At 39.2% G+C, this 18,274-nt stretch carries 13 protein-coding genes and 3 pseudogenes; 8 read left to right on the top strand and 8 right to left on the bottom strand.

Going from position 1 to position 18,274, the window contains the following annotated elements:
- Positions 1-85 precede the first annotated feature (85 nt).
- Complete coding sequence (locus tag F8B77_RS15660; protein ID WP_151656448.1) at positions 86-2,617, top strand: thrombospondin type 3 repeat-containing protein; 2,532 nt, start codon at positions 86-88, stop codon at positions 2,615-2,617.
- Positions 2,618-2,981: 364 nt separating this feature from the next.
- Here the strand turns inward: F8B77_RS15660 and F8B77_RS15665 are convergent, their stop codons facing one another.
- Positions 2,982-4,094, bottom strand: a complete 1,113-nt coding sequence (locus F8B77_RS15665; RefSeq protein ID WP_244298270.1) for a tyrosine-type recombinase/integrase — start codon at positions 4,092-4,094, stop codon at positions 2,982-2,984.
- A gap of 409 nt (positions 4,095-4,503) precedes the next feature.
- Here F8B77_RS15665 and F8B77_RS15670 point away from each other — a divergent pair, with 409 nt between their 5' ends.
- The 3 genes and pseudogenes from F8B77_RS15670 to F8B77_RS15680 all read left to right on the top strand — a co-directional run bounded on the left by F8B77_RS15670 (position 4,504) and on the right by F8B77_RS15680 (position 7,850).
- Positions 4,504-5,997 carry a hypothetical protein gene (locus F8B77_RS15670; RefSeq protein ID WP_151656452.1) on the top strand — a complete coding sequence of 498 codons (1,494 nt, stop codon included), beginning with the start codon at positions 4,504-4,506 and terminating at the stop codon, positions 5,995-5,997.
- A 608-nt stretch (positions 5,998-6,605) separates the two neighbouring features.
- Positions 6,606-6,947, top strand: a pseudogene (locus F8B77_RS15675) (site-specific integrase); the annotation flags it as partial.
- A gap of 294 nt (positions 6,948-7,241) precedes the next feature.
- Positions 7,242-7,850: an Abi family protein gene (locus tag F8B77_RS15680; protein ID WP_151656454.1), complete on the top strand. Its 609-nt coding sequence runs from the start codon at positions 7,242-7,244 to the stop codon at positions 7,848-7,850.
- Positions 7,851-7,950: 100 nt separating this feature from the next.
- Here F8B77_RS15680 and F8B77_RS15685 read toward each other — a convergent pair whose 3' ends face one another.
- Positions 7,951-8,601 (bottom strand): hypothetical protein, encoded by a 651-nt coding sequence (locus tag F8B77_RS15685; RefSeq protein ID WP_151656456.1) that lies wholly within the window; start codon positions 8,599-8,601, stop codon positions 7,951-7,953.
- Between the two features lie 210 nt (positions 8,602-8,811).
- Here F8B77_RS15685 and F8B77_RS15690 point away from each other — a divergent pair.
- Positions 8,812-8,883 (top strand): annotated as a pseudogene (locus F8B77_RS15690) (IS1 family transposase); the annotation flags it as partial.
- A 235-nt stretch (positions 8,884-9,118) separates the two neighbouring features.
- Positions 9,119-10,066, top strand: coding sequence for an IS30 family transposase (locus tag F8B77_RS15695; protein WP_151656458.1), 948 nt, complete (start codon positions 9,119-9,121; stop codon positions 10,064-10,066).
- A gap of 304 nt (positions 10,067-10,370) precedes the next feature.
- Here the strand turns inward: F8B77_RS15695 and F8B77_RS15700 are convergent, their stop codons facing one another.
- The 5 genes from F8B77_RS15700 to F8B77_RS18070 all read right to left on the bottom strand — a co-directional run bounded on the left by F8B77_RS15700 (position 10,371) and on the right by F8B77_RS18070 (position 15,070).
- Complete coding sequence (locus F8B77_RS15700) at positions 10,371-10,697, bottom strand: hypothetical protein (protein WP_151656460.1); 327 nt, start codon at positions 10,695-10,697, stop codon at positions 10,371-10,373.
- A gap of 4 nt (positions 10,698-10,701) precedes the next feature.
- The gene (locus F8B77_RS15705; RefSeq protein WP_167512837.1) at positions 10,702-11,649 is read right to left on the bottom strand and encodes an integrase domain-containing protein; all 948 of its coding nucleotides are present in this window, start codon (positions 11,647-11,649) and stop codon (positions 10,702-10,704) included.
- A gap of 1,652 nt (positions 11,650-13,301) precedes the next feature.
- The gene (locus tag F8B77_RS15710) at positions 13,302-13,541 is read right to left on the bottom strand and encodes a hypothetical protein (protein ID WP_151656464.1); all 240 of its coding nucleotides are present in this window, start codon (positions 13,539-13,541) and stop codon (positions 13,302-13,304) included.
- Between the two features lie 641 nt (positions 13,542-14,182).
- Complete coding sequence (locus F8B77_RS18065) at positions 14,183-14,641, bottom strand: hypothetical protein (RefSeq protein ID WP_341872504.1); 459 nt, start codon at positions 14,639-14,641, stop codon at positions 14,183-14,185.
- Positions 14,642-14,764: 123 nt separating this feature from the next.
- On the bottom strand, positions 14,765-15,070 hold the full coding sequence (locus F8B77_RS18070; RefSeq protein WP_341872505.1) for a replication initiation protein: 306 nt from the start codon (positions 15,068-15,070) through the stop codon (positions 14,765-14,767).
- A 52-nt stretch (positions 15,071-15,122) separates the two neighbouring features.
- Between F8B77_RS18070 and F8B77_RS15725 the strand changes: the two are divergent.
- Positions 15,123-15,266 (top strand): annotated as a pseudogene (locus tag F8B77_RS15725) (IS4 family transposase); the annotation flags it as partial.
- Between the two features lie 317 nt (positions 15,267-15,583).
- Here the strand turns inward: F8B77_RS15725 and F8B77_RS15730 are convergent.
- Positions 15,584-16,939, bottom strand: a complete 1,356-nt coding sequence (locus F8B77_RS15730; protein ID WP_151656470.1) for a Fic family protein — start codon at positions 16,937-16,939, stop codon at positions 15,584-15,586.
- Positions 16,940-17,359: 420 nt separating this feature from the next.
- Here F8B77_RS15730 and F8B77_RS15735 point away from each other — a divergent pair, with 420 nt between their 5' ends.
- Positions 17,360-18,256, top strand: a complete 897-nt coding sequence (locus F8B77_RS15735; RefSeq protein WP_151656473.1) for a hypothetical protein — start codon at positions 17,360-17,362, stop codon at positions 18,254-18,256.
- The last annotated feature ends 18 nt before the right edge of the window (positions 18,257-18,274 follow it).

Below are 18,274 nucleotides of genomic sequence, written 5' to 3' on the forward strand. Positions count from 1 at the left end.
CGTGCCACAATTCCAGGCACAGCTTCTGCGAAACGGCGCAATAGATAGTGGTAACAGCGGCAACATCATCGCAAACTGGTATCTAGTGGACACTCCTACCCAACGCGATGCGCCAGAGACGTGGGAAAGTTTATCGTCCAACCGGATGCAAAATCAAGCAGGGCGCTATCTGATCCTCGAATTAGAGTATAGTGAAATCGGACAAACCACGGTGAAATATATTCAGATCAGTGACGCTATTTTATTGAGTAGTAATGACGATATTGATGGTGACGGCATTGCCAATGAGTGGGATAAGGATATGGATGGGGATGGGGTTGACAATCATATCGATTCCTTCCCTGAAGACATTAACCATTCCATCGATATTGACGGGGATGGCTTACCAGACACTTTGGATGATAAAGACATTGTTGGGGTAGAGATAATAAGTAATGATACTTACACTATTGATAATAATGAGTTAGTCCGATTTATCCCGATAACTCTTAGCAATGGCGGGACGTTATTGAGTACCCATACCTCTATTGGTAATACCTCTATTGTGGATAATACTTTGCTCTACCAAGCGTCCAATGAGATGCCCCAGCAAATGTATCTAGAATATGAGTGGGTCAACGAGAACGGAGAAACGCAAACGGATCAACTGCTACTATTGGCCAATAACATCAATATCACTAAACCTGTTTTTGATGATGTAACGCCACAAGATATTCAAGCCACGGGATTGTTTACCAGTATCACGGGTTTATCACCCACGGCCCGCGATGTACTGGGTAATCCAGTGCCGGTATCGTTGCAAGATGATACTCCTCGCTTAAGGGCTGGTAATCATGTTGTCTATTGGCAAGCTACTGATCCAATCACTCAAGCCACGCAGACCGTCGGTCAGCTATACCGAGTGTTCCCACTTGTGGATTTTGAGCAAAGGGAACAAGTTTATGAAGGTGGACAGGCGAAGATCAAAGTACACCTCAGTGGCCCATCACCAGTTTATCCTGTTTCTATTCCCGTGATCATTGACGCTAGCCAAAGCAGCAGTGACTTAAGTGATCATTCACTCGATGCTGAACACATCATCACCATTAACTCTGGCCTTAACGGTGAAACTTGGTTTACGGTTGTTGGCGATGAGGTGAGCGAAGGCGATGAAACCTTAACGTTGATTTTTGGAGAGGAGGTTAACCAAGGCCCATTCGAGAAGTTATCTCTAGCCATATTGGAAACTGAACCCATGCCGTCTATCAAGGCTAATATTGTGGATTCACAAGGGAAGATTCGCTCACTCACGTACCCAGAATTTACTAATAAACTTGCGTTGAAAGCAGAGATCTTCAAGCCCCAAGAATCGATGCAAGTAGCTTTTACCTGGTATATACAACGTGATGATTCTAAAGTGAGATTAGGCGAAACGGTCGATGAAGGTCAGATCGAATTAGGTGAAAGCCTTGAGCCTGGGCGTTATCACTTCAGTTATGAAGCGCAGGTCTTAGGTAGTAGTTTGGCACCACTGACAGGTCAAACCACATTACGAGTTATGAAAACCAGTAATTTGAGTGCGCAGCAAGACTCTGATATGGACGGGATCCCGGATAAACTAGAAGGTTTTACCGATAGTGACCAAGACTTAATCCCAGATTATCTTGATGCTATCCATGCGTGTGAACTGCAAATTATTGACAACGAAAAAGCCCAAGGAGGCGGATTTGTGCTGCAATCATCACCGGGCAGTTGCATACAACTTGGCAAGTTATCGGAGAAGGTAGGTACTTACAGTCCATATGTCAGTCATGATCTACACTCAAGCACGACAGATAATGGTGATGAGTTATTACCACCTGATAATGAAAATATAGAGATATACACAGAGAATGATGTCAATAACTTCACCATTACAGAGGTGTTTGGCGACAGTGTTACGATTGTTCTGCCGCTAATAAAACCATTGACTGAAAACAGTATTTATCGGAAATACACCGAGCGTGAAGGATGGTTTACTTTTGATGAAAGTGACACGTACGATAATTTACGATACGCTTTAGGTGAGCTTGGGTTCTGTCCGCCGCCAGGATCAGATGACTATGTTGAAACGCCAATCATTGGGGCGTATTGTCTAGAAGTGACCATTAAAGATGGTGGCAGACACGATGATGATAAAGAGCATAACGGGCAAGTGGATGATCCGGGTTATATGGCCTACCCGCAAAATAATTTAGTGATCCCCGGCTTTACGGTAGATGCCACTAGGTTGCCATTTCACGATGAAACTAGGATCAAATTGCAGTTTAATCTTTGTGACTACATTTCAACGAATTGCCAAGATTTATCGGTGATAAACAGCAGCGTTGAGTATGGTGGTGAAGTTCAAATCACAGATCATGAAATCACAGTGATACTACCATCATGGGTCGACAGTGTGTTGCTAAACTTGACCATCACTGATGGCCAAGGGGTAGTCAATGTCCCAGTTGTACTCAACAATTCTCCGTCACAATCGAGCGTTGAGCTGAACTCTTACAAACAGGTCAGAGGAGGAGCATTAGATTGCTGGGTATTATGGTTGCTATGGCTAAGCGTAATAATGGCATGGCGAGAACGTAGAATAGACAGAAGCTGAGATGGTATAAGGTGTTTGGAATAAAGAGTAGGTTAAAAAAACCTTAAATATCAATACTTACTATGCTGAAGGCTAATATCTTTAGCTTAGTAAGTGTTCACTAAGCCTTATTAACATAAAAAAGTGTTCTGACGCACGTAATACAACATTAAGTACCTATAAAGAAGTTATCCGGAATCTAAGTCCTTTCATTTCCTATAATATCAATAACTTAAATATTGATAATTTTCACGTTGAAAATAAAATCAGATAATGGATTGAAAATCACATCAACGTGCAGCCCAGATCTTTTAGTCGTAAAACAAAATTACGAATTAATTGAAATATTAGAATGGATAAAAATTTATACGAACATCCTCGATGATTAATCTTGAAGCAATAAATTTGGACTATTATCATTGCTTAAACCGCGCAAGTATCTCAATACCATCTCGTTACTCTTCCAATCCCCTAGTTGGATCAGTTGCGTTAAACTTAAACCCGCTTTATAACCGTCCTGTAATGCACCGACTCGACTAGAGTGTCCACTCCACACTTTTCGATGCGCTCCGCCACTAGTGACAACGTCACCTCTGTCGAGCAGGAGTTTATGCGCACGTTGGTAAATGCGATCAATCGTCATTCCTGACATGGGCGTCTGGCGGTAACCTGCGGGTCGATCTCCTTTTACGGTTAACCAACAAAAAATGAACTCCTCTTCACTAAGCCCCTGGCAATACACGTAAAGATAGCGTTTTACAATGGCTGAAAACCGACCGGTTAATCGCTTTGGCTCTGGGCTGATAGTCGTTTTTGAGGTGACACGTTCGATATTTATATCGCCACAATCTAAGATCTTAATGTGTTTTTTACGTATTTTCCCTATTTCTCCTTCACGCAATAAGGTGCCGTAAGCGAGGGTTAATACTGTCAGATCTCGGTATTGAATCGCTATTTTCTCGTTACCCCATATGTCCATTAAGCAAGTGAGATGGTGCTTATGAAAGGGTTTGGCTTGTAATTCTATGGTTTGAGTTCCGGTCAATTCCATTTCATCTTTGGCTAATGAACTAAAAAAATGAGCAACGACAGGCAGTTTGGTGCTGTCCGTTGCATTCATGATCTTATGAAATAGGCTTAATTGCGCTCGGTATTGTTTTAAGGTGTTTATTTTGTTTTCCTGATCTAACTTCATTGATTTGAACCAGGCTAACAATACCGGGGCATGAATAGGAAAACTGTACACCGAGAGATCTTTGCAATGCTCATCCCATTTTCTCACCACAAAGGCCAGCATTTTTAAGGTGTTAGTACTCAACCCCCCTCGGTTTTCTTCAAAGTCAGCCAGATGAAGCAAGCTGTTAGGCAACTCTGGCCAGTCGGGATCGAAGCTGTGACTCAGATCGGGAAAGTTGAGTTTAAAGCGACTGAGGTGTTGTTGCTGTTGTGCCCACTGTTGATGGATTTCATCGTGTTTCTTCAAGTGTGACAGGGTCACCTCTGACTGCTTAATTAGCGGAAGGTGGATGGTATTTGCCATGACGACGTCCCTACTCAGGTTGTGTGATATAAGTGTAATTATATCACACTATTTTTTATACTAACGGGAACGCAATAGAAAATCGTGACACTGTTCATCCATACATGAAAAACTTGACTCTTTTCGTGGTCGCCATTATTATTAACGCATTCTGGCACATCCAGAATGTGGGATTAGTACCCCTCTATTATCAGGAATAGCAGGCAGAAATGTCTGCTATGTGCTCTTGCACACCCAAACAATGGTGAGCTGAGTAAGGCGACCTTGCGTCGGCCGTTCCTGATAACGGTAGTACTAACCTTATTTAGCTCGCCACCCAAAGATTAGTACCTTTTGGTGGTGAGAATATTACCTATCAGGAGGTCACATGATCAAACTACCCACACTTGCTGAGTGCATTTCGCGCACTTGCGATTCACTCACGACCGATATTATTGATGACACCGCCATAAGATCCATTTTTTGTGGTGGTAAGTTGTCTGCATCTGCGTTACTTCAACACGTCTTTCCAGAGCACGATTTCACACAAAAGCAGTTCAACCGTCGTGCTCAACACGCAGAATTTAAAATTGCACTAGCGCGACCGCTAACCCACTTTCTTTCCATTCATTACCCCTCAACAGTAGATCCGGAGCGTCACCTTTTTACCTTTAAGTACAGTGACTTAAGTGAGAGTGAGTTCGTTGAGTTAGCCGCTGACTACCGCTGTTTTGGAGAGATGAAACGACAAAATGACACCCTGGCAAAAACGATCATTGCGCTCGATAAGCATCAACACCGACACATTCAGAATGCAATAATGGCAGCGTATCCTACCTATTTGCGGACTCAACGGTACGTAGTGAGTGACACTGTCACGCTTCAGTCATTCCCAGAGGTGCTGGTTTATCGCTTATTAACTCAATTACACTTCACTTTTACTTACGACTATGCCTCTAATGCGCTCGGTAAAAAGAAGCCGTATTCGATTGATTTTGTGATCCACGATGAAGCCAATACCCCGTTGTTCGGCATTGAAGTCGCTCGAAATGATCATGAGAAAAGAGACTCCGCTTCCGTCGCTTACCACCGTCGTAATCTCAAAAAAGCCATTGCCTACCGCGACAATGAAGATTTTGAGGTGTTTTTTATCAATAGCAATCAACCCGAAGCCCACTTTTTTAACGACGTCATTACTTTATTAACACAAGAATTTGGCGAAGATATTGGGCCATTCCCGACACTTGAGGCCTGCTCTGTGTACCAAAAGCCCGAATATGCTCAATTTTTGGCCATGGCGCCAAACGCGCTCATCGACTACATCGTTGACGAGTTAGGAGGCGTGTCTGCGCTTATTAATCAGCATTCTTCGTTGCACCATTTTTTACAGCGCCATTATTCGAATACTAACCTGGCTTACGATCAGATCTATCAACACGCAAAAGCAATGGGTAGCACAAAGAAAACAGCCAGAACGGCCCGCACTCGAAAGGGCATCAGCAACAATAAATACCATGATGTTGTGGCCTTACCTCGACAGAAATTAATCACTTATCTTCGAGCGCAAGGGTACTTCACTCGCTATATGCTAAAAAATACCAATCCAGCGTTATTGCGGGTTTTGACGGAGTATTGGGGGACGGACGTTGATGGATTATTGTCAAGATTAGAGTCGAGTTCAAAGAAAGAACTGAGCGAGATCCGCTATTATTTTCGTTCATTATCTCTCGATTTATCCTCCACCCAATCAGCAAGAACCGCGATAAAAAAGGTCCCTCATTTATTCAGTGTGAAAGCCTTTCACCTCAATTATTTTTCTAAGCGCTTATACCGAGCGCTAAAAGAAAGACATGATTATTCACTGATAATCAATAACTTGTAATATTTAATCGCGTTAATCAGTCCGATTAACGCGATGGCAGATCTCAACATGTTGGGCTCTGTCGCAACGTTTTTCTTAAGTACAACGTGCCGAATTCCAGGCACGATTATGCAGCGAGCGCGTAAAAGCGCTCCCATACTGGCAACGAATCATCCCCAATAATCTGTCCTCGTTCAGTAAATAGTCGTCAATATCACGGTAGCTTAATTTGTAAGAAACGTAATAACGAACAGCTGGAGGATCACATCTTTTGGGTATGGAAACCAGAAAAATTCATAAATAAGGATACAAAATGATAAACATTGAGCTTTGAGAGCTCATTTTTAGAAAAATTGCAATATAGATGCGACAGAGCCCCATATACGATAGAGGCTTAAATGGCAGAGTCTCTAGCAAAAATTAACGCTGAATTTCGCCATATTTTTGAGGAACTGTTCCAATATTATATTTATGATACAACCCAACGATTAGCACCGAAAATGCCAAGCGTTGGGAATCACTCTTAAATTGCTTGTTGAACGAAGCCGCTTCGCGGCAGAGTAAAACCTGTATCGTCCATACTCTCTGTACCTCCATCATTTCGATGGCGGATAACAGGAGCAAATACCATGAGCCCAACTGAACTAGAGCGATATCATCGCCTGTATGAATTACACCTTACCAACTTAACTCTGCAAGGTAAACGACCTGCTACCATTGATGCCTATTCTCGAGCGGTACGCCGGATTAGCAAGTTCTTTGACCGCTCTCCCGATACATTAAGCACGACTGATTTAAAAAACTTCTTCGCCAGTTTAATTAGCACTCACTCGTGGAGCACCGTTAAACTCGACCGCAATGGCTTACAGTTTTTCTATCGCCACACTTTAAATAAACAATGGGTATGGCTTGATATCGTTAAACCTCCTCAATCTAAAAAACTGCCCGATATCATAACCCCACGACAAGTTCTATATAGGTATTTACTACAAATGATATTTAAAAGCATTGTCGATTGATAGTTCTCTCTTTCTATATTGCGAAAGACCTAGTTATGATATTACTTAGGTTTGTGAAAAAGAACACTACGCGGAAATCGTTATTGCAGATAGCTAAAACGAAAAAAGCCACGTATAAAAGACGTGGCTTTTCCCTTAACTTTTGTCTTCGGTAGTCTGCAAAGCAGTGATGTGCCGAAGCTCTCATTTATAATAGTAAGCCTTTTTGATTCGGGCGTCAAATTCAACGGTTGTAGAGATTGCTAGATGGATAATACCAAGATCATAAACACGCTTTCGACTTCTCGATTTAGTACTTATCTGTATGCCAGTAAGAAACATACCGGTAATGAAGATGAACAATTGGCACTAAAACTATATGAATGGAATGCAACGGTATCAAGCCATTACTTACTTCCCCTTCATGTTTTTGAAGTGTTTTTACGTAACCTGGTGAGTGAGGCGATTGAAAATCGATATGGTAAAGATTGGCCAGTTGATCCTCAATTCAACTACACTTTGAAACGTTATGAAAAAGCAGAGTTAGAATCTACGGTTAAAAAGCAAAAACATTACCGAGATGCAAATCAAGTTATCCCTGAATTAAAGTTTTATTGGTTTGAACATCTACTGACTAAGAAACAAGATGTGCGTCTTTGGAAGCATAGAAACTTTCTCGAAAAGGCATTTCCCCACTCCCCATATGAAACAGCTGAAGAACTAAGGCAAGAGCTGAGAGAGCGTTCAACTTTGATCCGAAACTTCAGAAACCGTTGTGCCCATCACGAACCTATTTTTTATCATCAGCATGTACTGAAAATCTATGAGTACATTGATGAAATCATTTATTGGCGATGTGCCGATACTCGTTCCTAGCTAAACCAGATTGAAAAAATCACACCATTAATCAAGGAACCTATTGTATAAAATCAATAATTATATTTCTGGGGACAATGGGGGTTGTTTTAGGGTATTACTAACGTTTCCAATCGGTTATATGCATTGAACTACGATAAAAGGCCGCTCTTCTATTTCTGAATAATAACTGTAAAGAATCGTAGTTTGCGATAAACATAGATTGAACCAATCCATCTACTCTAGTAGTTAAAATGGATCGTAAGTGATAGGTAAAACTGCAGTCCAGTGGGGCTAACATATCGCAATTATCGAACCATAATAATGTCGGCTTTGAGATAGAGCGAATAGCTTCAAAGAAAGCGTCATTCTCAGAGCTGGCAAGCACTTCTTCAATTGACTCATACCGTGAAAAATCTAAATACAATACATTGATCCCTTCAGCTTGAGCTAAAGTTGTCGCTCTTGCAATAAAATCAGATCTTAAACATTCTTTTTCAGCAGAGAGAATACCTATATTGATATCCCACGCAGCCTCAATAAATCTTTCTGGTGTAAGTTCTAGCATCATTAATTCCGTATTATTTGGGGTAAGGTTCAGCATATCAAATTGCTCATGCTTCCCATTGCTCAAGTCCAGCAAATCAACGCCTACTTTGTAATAATTAACACCTGGCTGAAATAATGTTTTAGCAAGCGAGGTAGCTACGGAAGTCAGTTGTGTTGCATCTGCCGTTGGATAAGCAAAGTTATGAAGTGATTTACTGTTCACTGGCTTTTCATCAAAAGGGGCAACACATCATAATCTTACACAGCGAGCCTTGTTTTCTCGTAAGCGCTTAACTAACCACACATATCAATATTAAGCATGCTTTGCCATAGTACCTTTTTAATCGGAGGTACTATGGATCAGCAAAGTAAGGCGACTATTAGACTAATATTTTAGAATAGCAGAAAAAGAGATAACCTATCTATCAAGTAATTAGTGCATAAAACAATCGGGTTTTCTAAAAGTGAAGAAATGAACGACAAGGTTATTGGAACGTTTATTTAGCGTGAGTATTATCTTTAGTCAACAGGTTGGAGTCATGACCTCTTTGTAGGTACTTATGTATAAATTAAGCGTGTAATTTATACATAATTATAGAACCATATAAATAAAGCTAGCGTATTTTCTGTAATGCCCTGATTTCAGATAATAAGTGCGACATTCATGGAAAGGTGTAGAAGAGGAAGCCAACTGCTGAAAGTGGTATGCTCTTCTCGCCAAAGAAACAAGCAGTACTATCATGAATTATCAGCAGTTGACCGAGGGCAGAAAATACCAGATTTCTGCTCTTTTGGAACGGGGAATTTCGGTTTCTGAAATAGCTAAAACCGTTCAGTGCCATCGCTCTACGGTATATCGAGAGCTTAAACGCGGCAGCAAAGGCAGTCATTATTGCCCAAACGAAGCTCAGGTATTATCAATCAAAAAACGCACATCAGCGCGTAAATACAGAATACCTCAGGAGCGGGTTGATTTTATCCGCCTCCTTTTAGAAGCGGATTGGAGTCCCGAGCAGGTTTCCAGTGTGTTAACTAAAATCGGTGCCACTGTTAGCCATGAATGGATCTACCGATTTGTTGCGCAGGATAAACGATTGGGAGGCAAGTTATATCGCCACTTAAGACAAGGTCATAAGCGGTATCGCCGCGGTAGAAAAGAGAAAGCACCAGCGATCAAGAATGCTGTATCTATCGATGATAGGCCTAGCATCGTTGACAGTAAGGAGCGATTGGGTGATTGGGAAATTGACACGGTATTAGGCAAACATGGTACTGGCGCTATGGTGACAATTTTAGAGCGTAAAACACGATTTTACGTAGTCAAGAAAGTACCATCGAAGTCAGCAGATGATGTCACTAAAGCCACCATAGAACTGCTCATGCCTTATAAGGAGCATGTTCATACCATCACGGCAGATAACGGGAGAGAGTTTGCAGGTCATGAAACCATCGCAAAGGCGTTAGAAGCTGATGTGTACTTTGCCCACCCTTATAGTTCTTGGGAGCGTGGAGCGAATGAAAATGCTAACGGACTTTTAAGACAATATGTAAAGAAAGGAACCGACTTAACAACGGTCACAGATAGTGATATTGAATTCGCTGTATCACGAATAAATTATCGACCGAAAAAGTGTTTAGACTTCAAGCAACCAGCGATTGTCTTTAAAGAAATGGTATTGGCTGCTTGATATTGGCGAGTGTCGCACTTCGCAGTTGAATTCGGGCACAATTGTTAACGACACAACTTACACCAAATTAAAAAATAGGTGTAAACAATAAAGGTGAAACCAAAGTTATTCAACCGTAATTTTGGTGGGTTTTAACCGTTAATTTGGTGGGTTTTAAGCTTTAAAACATATAAATATCAATATTTTAAGTCGCTTAAAATAGAAACAAGAAACAAAACAAAACAAAACAAAACAAAACAAAACAAAACAAAACAAAACAAAACAAATAAACTTCGTTTAATTTGATTTTATTTACTAATTTAAGTTAATTTAAATCTTCAGTTTTGAGTGAGATGTCACAATTTCTTGGCTCTGGTACTGTCACTTTTACGTTATATAACAAGAAAAATTTATTCAAAATTGAATACTTTTCTCTTCTTGTTTTATCACTTTCATTCGTTGTTCGTTTCCAGTACCTAATGATCTGAGCTTTTCCAATTGCTGATAGTCTCGGTTCTCCTTCTTTTGTCATAATTTCATCTAAGATCGCAACTAAACGAGTCATTTGTTTTTTTTTGTAAGCTGATTTTTTACCCTTACTTGTGTATGAACTCATTATTTGTCTTATCTGAAACTGTAATTGATTATGCATAGTGCTATCCAAGATAATTATTTGTGATCGATACGCGCTCGTGTCCAAGTTCGTTAGATATCTGTAATCTAGTATTGTGATCTAGAATTTTGGCATCAGCTAACGTGATATTTTTCTCATTTGCGATATATTGAAGATGTGATTTACCGTGTTTTTCTTGTGATCGAACAGGGCTTTTTACTCCTGAAATTTTTTCATATCTATCGTTTGCATAATTGTGTCTTTCGCCATGAAATTTAATATTAGTTTGTTGTATCTCACGGTAGCATTGAGATTGATACTGACTCCATTTCATATCACTTGGTATCAGACTTCTGTCGTTACACTGTATCGCTGCTGCATTCTTAAGAGCTGTAAGTTGCTTATCACTACTAACCTTGAACTCTCTTAACTTTCCGCCTTTTGTTCCATTTTCTACTCTGATGATCCCATTTTTTACTGCATGATCTAATGTGTTTTTTGCATCAATTAAAGACGATTCTTTAAATCGTAAACCTAACTCCCTTTGTAGTTCTAATTGAACTGAGAGTCGATCTGGAACTTGAGATAGTGCTGTTTCATGTGACTCTTTATCAACGCTATGATCGTATGTTGCAATGCCTGTGCGTTTCGGTAAGCCGGCTTCTCTAACTCCGTCAACTCTACAATCACGATCTAAACGAGCGTTTTCTAAAGCGACATTTACTTTGCTTAAGTAGTTCTGAGCAGAAGATGCACTTATTTGGTCATTTTCAAATTTATTATTCAGCTCGTTTGCATAACTAAGAACGTGAGATTTCTCAACTTTTTTAAGATCGTTGATGCCCTGGTCTTCTTTTAAATGTTTTGCGAAATCGTTAAGAGCTGTCTTGCATTGATTCTTTGAATTGTCTCCGTTCTCCTTCATTTGATATGCCGTTACTAACGCTCTACTCATATTGCTTGAGCGTAATCCGAAATTTCTAGCATTCATGTTTCTGTTCATTTTTGCACTCGCTGCGCGTCATTGACGTGTTGTTAAGAGATTACGTGCATTTTTGGTTGCACTTCCGTTCGCTTTAAAGGCTTATTGCATCCAGGCGATTGTTGCGAGTTTTACTATGTCTCATCCGTTGGCGTGTGACATCGCACATTTTGCGATGCTGCGGAGTCCTAAACATTCATTTCGACCAGAAACTTCTTGAAATCAGCACAAAAGCAGAGCTTAAGTTTAGATTAAAAGTAGTTATGTGGAATTTCTTTAAGTCCGTCTAATTTTTTATTAAATTAGACGACTTAAAGATCAAAGCAAAAGAAGACTGTTAGTTTAGTTAAATAGAATGAAATAAAGCAGAATTTGATTTAAGAATAACAACGCACTAGAGCGTTTGAATGCAAACTAAATTAGCTTATTTATATCTATTTAAGAAAAACGACTTAGATCTAATGTGTGCATGATGCTCACAAGTTGCAGTGATTTTGTTTCGATTTGTTTGCTATTTGAAAATTAGATTATCTTCATATAGCTTTGCTGAAGTTAAATTACGAGCGCAAGTCGCAAAGTGCTGAAGCATCTTTTTCTTTTAGATGACTAGTTCGCAGCTAGATTTTGTAAATGCAATCTCTATTTAGCAAGCTGATTGCAGCTTCGTTCTGTTCATTTACACAGTGAATATCTGTCTGAATTTTATCTTCTTCGTATTACTTTACTTAAAAAGTAATCGAGCGTTTAAAGTTCAGCGAGCTACATTTGTTTATATTTTTGATAAATTAAATCGAGAATATAAAGAAAGAGGAAGTATTGGCATTGTTCGATAATTATACATTGTTGAACTAACAGAGTCACGCAAAGAGTAGTTTGTCGCATAAGCAGATCTAAGAAAAGGGTAGAAACATACGTTACATGGTGATTATTGAGTGAACGGGGGCGAGATTTTATTGCCCTGTAAATTGCCCAGAAAGCGTCATAAAGTTTCAACCGTGTTTAGGGGTATATCGGTGTGGTTTACACCTAAAAAGCGGCACTGTGAGCTTCTAAGGCTGCGAAAGCATGGTTTTTATAGGCTAACTTATGGATTTAACATAATAGGAATAATGAACACCGATTTTTGAGTGGTAGAACATCATTTGGTTTGGGTGGAAACTGAATTTTAAGCATAAGGTCATCTTAGACGTTGCTCATGGAAAGAATAAACAAGGAGCTTTGCGACCTCATCTATTGGCTTATCAAAGCCCATTAGCGTCTATTTTCTTCGGCTGACCAAACCGCATGGGGCTAACTACTGTGGTGCAGTTCCAATACCATGAGCTAAAACTCGTTTCATCTCGTCACTAATTCGTGATTACTTTAGTAGGAGCTTATTGAAAAGTTCTCTGTAAAGTATGTCGGTCAAATGAGTCATCAATACACCGTCTGAAAGTGCTGCGCTGACTTAAGAATGATTTATTGTCGTTGAATGGTATTCAGTGGGTAGTGACAAACCTAGCCCACCTGTACTAGAATGATTACGCTAATAAGTTATTGCTAGTACAGTTCTTAAGTGAGCACTAGAATACTTCCTAAAAGCCGGAGATCGCAAGGTCACCGGCTTTTTTGTGTCTGTAATTTAAATCGAAGGTTCAGCATCCCTGCATCAAATTGCCTTTTTACAAAAAATATTGCTCAAGTACATTTTTTATCCTGTTAAACTCCTCTGTGGGTACAACACAGTTGTAATCCGTGTATGGCTGAGCCTTTTCTCTTACAATCACATAATGCCGCTTTCCATTTTGACTCCTAAGAAAGTCTTGTGAAAGAAAAATTGTATCTTCAGAAATGTCACATGAAGCAATTTGACCCATATTGAAAATAGAATTACGAATCTTTAACCCTGAAGGCTTATCCATTATTAATTACCTCAACTTTTTACTTATGAAATCCACATCAGATTGACAAGATTTACATATTCCATTGTGCCCATCTTTTTTTGTTCTATTTCTATGATAATCAGAAAGGGTCTTGGGAGTGTTACATTTTTGGCATATTTTAATTACTGTGCTTTTCATTTTGATTCCTCTAAATTAATTAAAGTACAGCATACCTTAATTTGAGTGGTATGTGAATCAGTTATAGAAACTCCTTGATTTGCTGAGAGTCTCTTGTTTTGACTTACTTTGCCAAAGTAAACATGAAATAGGTCTTTTAGTTGTTGATTATAGTTGGTACAAAGGCATAACACTGTTCAACAGGGCTTAACTCCAGAAGCCAACACACGAAAAGATATCCACTTAAGATAAGACAACCCTCGGTTGCGACTTCCACGCTGTAAGTCTTTCGAATACAATAACGTGACAGCATCACGTTAGGCTTTTCAATGTACGACCCTAATTATTTTAATTGAACATAACAGCCGAAATACGAATCGCAAAGGTCGCCTAATGGCGGCCTTTTTGTTACTGCGTCACGCCCTATTTATCTTCTTGTGCATGGGTAATTGGTACGTACCAATTCAGAGCTAAAACTTGAATTTGATGGTGATTTTAAGTAGTTATAACTTCTTAGTTCGTAATGCTATTTCATTTCTAACACGGTCTTCTGTAATTTTGTCACAAATAGATGCGTAGTCTGCAATTTTACGTAAATCAGCTAACGTTAATTTTTCTTTATTATCGTACTGCTTCAACTGTACTTCATACTCAAGAAGTAAAGCTAAGTTCTTACGCATCCAAACACCTTCTTCATGTGAGCCTTTCAGAACTTTCGGTCGACGAAAAAGACGAGGGCGAAGCGGTTTCATGCATGATTCATCTTTTTCAAGAACATAATTAAACTGGATAGCATCTACTTTTCTTCCATTTTTTACTGGTTTCCAGATAACAGAAATATCTGTTTTTGCATTAATTTGCTCAACCGCTGGATTTATTACTTTAGCTTTAAATACATCCCATCTTTCATATTTACCCTCTAATCCAGATTGCTTTTTCATCCATTCCAGATCTAAAGACACTTTTATAGTTCCATTTTCTTTTGAAGAATTTAAATTCTTAGCTTCATTAAACCATTGGTACAAACGATATGAGAACGGGGACGTTAACTTCGCAGCTTCTTCAAATTTAATAGATGTGAAATTTTATTTAATATCGACTAGATATGGTGCAAGTTCTGGGTTAAATGTCATTTTTATTGAGGTGCCGTAATCTGCATTATCGTACTCATTAGAAGATAACCAAAACAATTCTCTTACTCTACTTGAGTCAGCGACAGGTAAGACTAATGGTTTCCTTCCGATACCTTTTACGGCAACTCGTAAAGAACGATAAACATTCTTAGAATCAACATTAAAAAGACGTACAAATTCAGATGGTAATATCTCAATTTCTTTAAGCTCTGATTTTAAGCTATCAATTTTACTCATCGCTAAAAAGAGTAATCTCATTTCATCTAAGTTCAAAGAATAAGCAGCTTCAACTAGTTCAGTTGAATTCGGGCCTGACCATAGCGTAACTATGTTCGATAAAGGGTTCTATTCATTAGGATTACTACATAAATGGCAGATGACAGGCTCAGAGCGTCACTGGCTTATTCCCCTTAAAAAAAATACTCAATATGAAATAATTCGATCGCTAGGTCGTAATGGTAAAACCAAGACCTAAACGATATGCCAGAAACAAGAATGCCGTTCACCCTTAAGTGAACGGCATTACCGCTGTGGTGGCCTTACCTCGATATAAATTAATCACTTATCTTCGAGCGCAAGGGGACTTCACTCGCTATATTCTAAAAAATACCAACCCAGCGTTATTGCGGGTTTTGACGGAATATTTGGGTACGGACGTTGATGGATTATTGTCAAGATCCATTACGTGTGTAGCGTGGGAAATGGCAGCAAGTAAACCAGAACAAACTGGAATGATTTGCACACTGGCCTTATTGCTTTGGATGTTGCACATTATCCATGCAATTGACGCCACTTTTCTAACTGAGACGGCCTTAGACCGTATCTAGCCAGTACTCCCTCGTGGATTCGTCTTAACTCTTCTAATGCAAGGGCAATAATGTTTTGCTTATCCGTGTCTTCTTCATTGCGAATAAACGATTCAATGATATCAAGGGGTTGAGATTCAGGCGTCAGTATGACTTGTTTAACAATCTCCTTTATCTTTGCTCGATATTGCAAGCGTTGTTGATCTGGCTTTACTAGCTCTTGTTTAACGGCTAGGTATTCTTTTGTTGAGCGCTCGTACGCCCATAAATACAGATCACGAAGCAGCTCAATTCTATTCATTTCGTACACACCAAGTACCGCTTTGCTGTAGGCTTCTTCCGGTACATCTAAAAATGTAAGAGGACATACGTTGGCTTTAAGCAACGGAATATTTGCAGCCAAACGAGAAGTGCGTTTATTAATGTCAGCAAAGGGTTGCAGGTAAGGTAAATGCACCATAATAAAAAATGATTGTTCAAATGGATCGATGATTTGATTGGCTTTATTGAGTACCGCTTCTAGTTGAATAGAGAGCACCTCTTCAGATGACATCGGTTTATAGACACTCCCGCCGATTTCAACAACATGACTACGCACTCGTCCTTCATCAAACGGGTTGGATAATAAGTTTTCTGAAAGCGCACTGTGCAAATTCAATATTGTAAAACGATTGAACTCAACGGTATCGACATTATCAATCAGCAATTCAATCGCTGATTTATGATTTAAAATCATCTGTGTCTCGATGATGTCTTTTCCTTGTGCAAACTGGCCATGCTCAATTAACTCAACAGTGTCTAATCGACTATAGGTATTGCCCTCAAGGTGGCTTGATGCCCAAGATAAGTCGATTAATAAGCGGTTGTAGATGTCTCTTCCATACGTGCCCGCAGGTTGCGTTGCATAGATGGTTTTTCCCATGCGATGTAACTGACGGCGAATAGGCTCAGAAAGGTAGTATGTTTTATTTGGAGTATAATCATTTAAAAAATCACGAGCATAACCAACGGGTTCACGCTCAAAAATAGGCTTATCTAAATAATTAAGAATGTCATGGCTATCTGGTGAGAGTGGGATCGATTTTGGAAAACTATCATACTCATTATCGGTTGAATTGATAGCCACTTCTCTAACAATACGCGCAATGTATTTACGAGAACGACCGTCACCAATGACTTCTATCTGTTTATCTTCAATCAGTATGTTAAGCCAGCGCTGAAGCGTACGACGAATTAAATCTGGATGATCACTAATAATGTCGGAAATAGACACAGGGTGGCATTGCTGCTCGATATAACGCTGGATTTCAAACCTATTCATGACATAAACCATTTTAATAGTGACACCTTACTAAATGAAAGTGTCACAATTATGGCGTATTTATCTTTTAGTGACAACGAAAGTGTCACTAAAAAAATATAGATTGCTCCGTTTAGTGCCGATGGTTGACGCACTTTGTTTGCGCTTTTTGTAAACAAGGTGCGCCGAAAATAGCTGGCACGAAGTGCGAGCGCCCCAAACTTGGGGAAGGGGGTGGTAATATAAAGCAACCCACGCTTTTGCGCCTCTATGGAATAATTTTTTTCACTCCAGAGGAAAGCACAACTATTTCATCGCCTTGGTATACAGACTTACACGCGAAAAAACGTTTTTTTGTCACGTTTACTTGGACATTCTGCTATAGAAACCACATTCAGTTCATACGTGCACCTAACTTCTCTTCATATTTATTTACGTAATATGAAGAGAAATGAATCTCCTCTGAATTTTCTACAGCATAATATTGATTATACAATTAAACTCGATAACGAAAGTATGAGACCGATACGGAAAGGTAATCCATTAGCGCTTTATCACGATACGCTACCAGTTGAATTAATTGGAAAGCGTAGACCAGATTTAGAAAGTTCGCTTCAATTCATCCTCAATAAAGAAGAGGGAGAAGTAAAGTCGGATACTTTGAAGATGGCTGATATTTTAAAATGTATCTCATTATTATCTTATAGTTACTCTATAAATCAATCAGCTGAATTATCCAAAGTAACTGAAAGAGCTATAAGTCGAATTGCTTTTAGATTAGAAGATCACAAAGAAATTTATACTAAACGATCAAAAAGTACACTTCCGGAGTTCTGCGGTATAACTAAGTTAAATCAATATCAAAACAAACAGCTCACGTTTTTTGTTCAGCAGTTTGATCAATCGATAGGGTCAGGATCGTTACTTAACGCCAAAATTGATTTCCAACAGGTAACAAATACACTTCATTATTGTGTTGGAGCCAAAGGTCACTTAATTCGAACGCATAATGTAAAAGTCGTCGCATTCTTACTGAAAATGATGAAAGTGGTGGGTATAAGAGATTATCACATAAGAATTAAATGGCACTTTACTCATGAGATGGCAACTGATGATATTACAATTGAGAAAGTAATATCTCATTATCGATATTGGGAGAACCTAATACAAAAACGGGTTGGTTATGAGGCTACAATTATCGGAGTAGAGCATAAAATCCATACCTACACTCTGGGGACAATGGGGGTTGTAATTAAAAACCATAACTTAAATCAGCCTAAATATATTAGTTTTCTATTCCAACCCATCAATCAAACCTTGGTGGAATGTAACCATTAGTCAAGTCGATATTCTTAT

This window comes from Aliivibrio finisterrensis (assembly GCF_008933155.1).
Taxonomy (GTDB): Bacteria; Pseudomonadota; Gammaproteobacteria; order Enterobacterales; family Vibrionaceae; genus Aliivibrio; species Aliivibrio finisterrensis.

Bases quoted from the DNA above. Each gene is read 5' to 3' on its own strand.
- F8B77_RS15705 (WP_167512837.1), bottom strand. From the start codon at position 11,649: ATGAATGCTAGAAATTTCGGATTACGCTCAAGCAATATGAGTAGAGCG.
- F8B77_RS15670 (WP_151656452.1), top strand. From the start codon at position 4,504: ATGATCAAACTACCCACACTTGCTGAGTGCATTTCGCGCACTTGCGAT.
- F8B77_RS15695 (WP_151656458.1), top strand. From the start codon at position 9,119: ATGAATTATCAGCAGTTGACCGAGGGCAGAAAATACCAGATTTCTGCT.
- F8B77_RS15735 (WP_151656473.1), top strand. From the start codon at position 17,360: ATGAAGAGAAATGAATCTCCTCTGAATTTTCTACAGCATAATATTGAT.
- F8B77_RS18070 (WP_341872505.1), bottom strand. From the start codon at position 15,070: ATGAGATTACTCTTTTTAGCGATGAGTAAAATTGATAGCTTAAAATCA.
- F8B77_RS15680 (WP_151656454.1), top strand. From the start codon at position 7,242: ATGGATAATACCAAGATCATAAACACGCTTTCGACTTCTCGATTTAGT.
- F8B77_RS15700 (WP_151656460.1), bottom strand. From the start codon at position 10,697: ATGCATAATCAATTACAGTTTCAGATAAGACAAATAATGAGTTCATAC.
- F8B77_RS15730 (WP_151656470.1), bottom strand. From the start codon at position 16,939: ATGAATAGGTTTGAAATCCAGCGTTATATCGAGCAGCAATGCCACCCT.
- F8B77_RS15710 (WP_151656464.1), bottom strand. From the start codon at position 13,541: ATGGATAAGCCTTCAGGGTTAAAGATTCGTAATTCTATTTTCAATATG.